The organism is Nocardioides sp., assembly GCF_035547795.1.
Lineage (GTDB): Bacteria > Actinomycetota > Actinomycetes > Propionibacteriales > Nocardioidaceae > Nocardioides.
In genome coordinates this window covers 1-2,139 of the sequence record NZ_DASZUF010000118.1, presented here as the reverse complement: position 1 = coordinate 2,139, position 2,139 = coordinate 1, and the positions used below count along the sequence as shown (strand labels likewise).

Annotated in this window: 1 protein-coding gene and 1 pseudogene; both read left to right on the top strand. The window is 72.9% G+C overall.

The genetic code is table 11. The features are described from left to right. Positions 1–368 (top strand): annotated as a pseudogene (locus tag VHA72_RS08060) (malto-oligosyltrehalose synthase); the annotation flags it as partial. After that, a complete protein-coding gene (gene treZ / locus VHA72_RS08055) occupies positions 365–2,113 on the top strand; it encodes a malto-oligosyltrehalose trehalohydrolase (RefSeq protein ID WP_325574038.1) in 1,749 nt (582 codons plus the stop codon). The pseudogene VHA72_RS08060 and the gene treZ, both read left to right, overlap by 4 nt. Positions 2,114–2,139 lie beyond the last annotated feature (26 nt).

The following is a 2,139-nucleotide window of genomic DNA, read 5'->3' as shown; positions in this document are numbered from 1 at the left end:
CCTCCGGGGCGGAGGTGGTGGCGCCGCACGGCGTGGAGGACGCCGGCGCTGCGAAGCTGTTGGTCGTGCACCGGGCGCTGACGTTGCGCCGTGACCGGCCCGAGCTGTTCTCGTCCTACGCGCCGGTCGACGCCGTCGGCGAGGCGGCGGAGCATGTGCTGGCGTTCGACCGTGGCGGAGCGGTGACGGTGGCGACCCGGCTGCCGGTCGGGCTGGTCGCTCGCGGCGGCTGGGGCGACACGACGCTGACGCTGCCGCCAGGCTCGTGGCGGGACGCGCTCACCGGCGCGGCGGTGGCGTCGTCTCGGTTGGGCGACCTGCTGGCCGGCTATCCGGTGGCGCTGCTGGTGCGGGAGGAGCGGACGTGACGCGGAAGCCGTACGACGTGTGGGCGCCGCGGCCTCGGCGCCTGAGACTGTCGGTGGGCGATGCGATGGTGGAGATGACCAGGGGCCCGGACGACTGGTGGACGCCGTCGGGGCCCGTTCCGGACATCACCACGGAGGTGGACTACGGCTATCTGATCGACGACGAGGACGTGCCGCGACCCGACCCACGGTCGCGGCGCCAGCCGGCGGGCGTCCACCAGCGCTCGCGAACCTACGACCCGGCGGGTCACACGTGGCGTGACCAGGCCTGGACCGGTCGCCAGCTCGCCGGCTCGGTGATCTACGAGCTCCACGTCGGCACGTTCACACCGGAGGGCACGCTCGACGCCGCGCTGGACAGGCTCGACCACCTGCGCTCGATCGGCGTGGACCTCGTCGAGCTGATGCCGGTCAACGCCTTCAACGGCAGCCACAACTGGGGCTACGACGGCGTCGCCTGGTTCGCCGTCCAGGAGGAGTACGGCGGCCCCGCGGCGTACCAGCGTTTCGTCGACGGCTGCCATGGGGCTGGCATCGGGGTCATCCAGGACGTGGTCTACAACCACCTCGGCCCGTCCGGGAACTACCTGCCGCTGTTCGGTCCCTATCTCAAGGAAGGCCGCAACGCCTGGGGCGACCTGGTGAACCTCGACGGGGACGGGTCGGCGGAGGTGCGCTCCTACATCCGTGACAACGTCCGGATGTGGTTGGCGGACTACCACGTGGACGGCCTGCGGCTCGACGCCGTGCATGCGCTCTCCGACGCCTCTCGGCCGCACCTGCTCGCCCAGCTGGCCGTCGACGTCGCGGCGCTGTCGGCTCACCAGCGCCGTCCGCTGACGCTGATCGCGGAGTCGGATCTCAACGACCCCGTACTGGTCACACCGCGGGAGGCCGGGGGCTACGGGCTCGACGCCCAGTGGAGCGACGACTTCCACCATGCCCTCCACGTCGCGCTGACCGGGGAGACCCAGGGCTACTACGCTGACTTCGCGCCGCTCTCCGCGCTGGCGAAGGTCTGCGAGCGCGGGTTCTTCCACGACGGCACCTGGTCGTCGTTCCGCGGACGGCCGCACGGGGTGCCGATCGACCGCGCCACCATGCCGACCTGGCGGCTGGTGGTCGGCAGCCAGAACCACGACCAGGTCGGCAACCGCGCCCGCGGCGATCGGCTCGCCGAGAGCCTGGACGACGACCAGCTGGCCTGCGCGGCGTTGCTCACCCTGGCCGGCCCGTTCACGCCGATGCTCTTCCAGGGCGAGGAGTGGGCGGCCTCGACGCCGTTCCAGTTCTTCACCTCCCATCCGGAGGAGGACCTGGGCCGGGCGACCGCCGAGGGCCGCATCGCGGAGTTCGCCGAGCACGGCTGGGATCCGGGGCAGGTACCCGACCCCCAGGACCCGGCGACGTACGAGCGCTCCAGGCTCGACTGGTCGGAGACCCACGGCGAGCGCGGCCGGCGCCTCCTGGCGGTCTACCGCCGCCTGGCGCAGCTGCGCCGCGCCCTGCCCGAGCTCACCGATCCGGCGTTCACGCACCTGCGGTGCGAGGCCGACGAGGAGCGGCGGCTCTTCGTGATGCACCGCGGCGAGACGACGGCCGCGGTCAACTTCGGTCACCAGCCCGCGCGGGTGCGGGTCGGCGACGCCGAGGTCCTCTTCGAGACGCCCTCGGGCGTCACCCTCGCCGACGGCGTGCTCGCCCTGCCACCGCACGGCGGCGCGCTGGTGCGGTCCGCCGGCTGAGGCCGGGCCGGCTCAGCTGTCGTGTG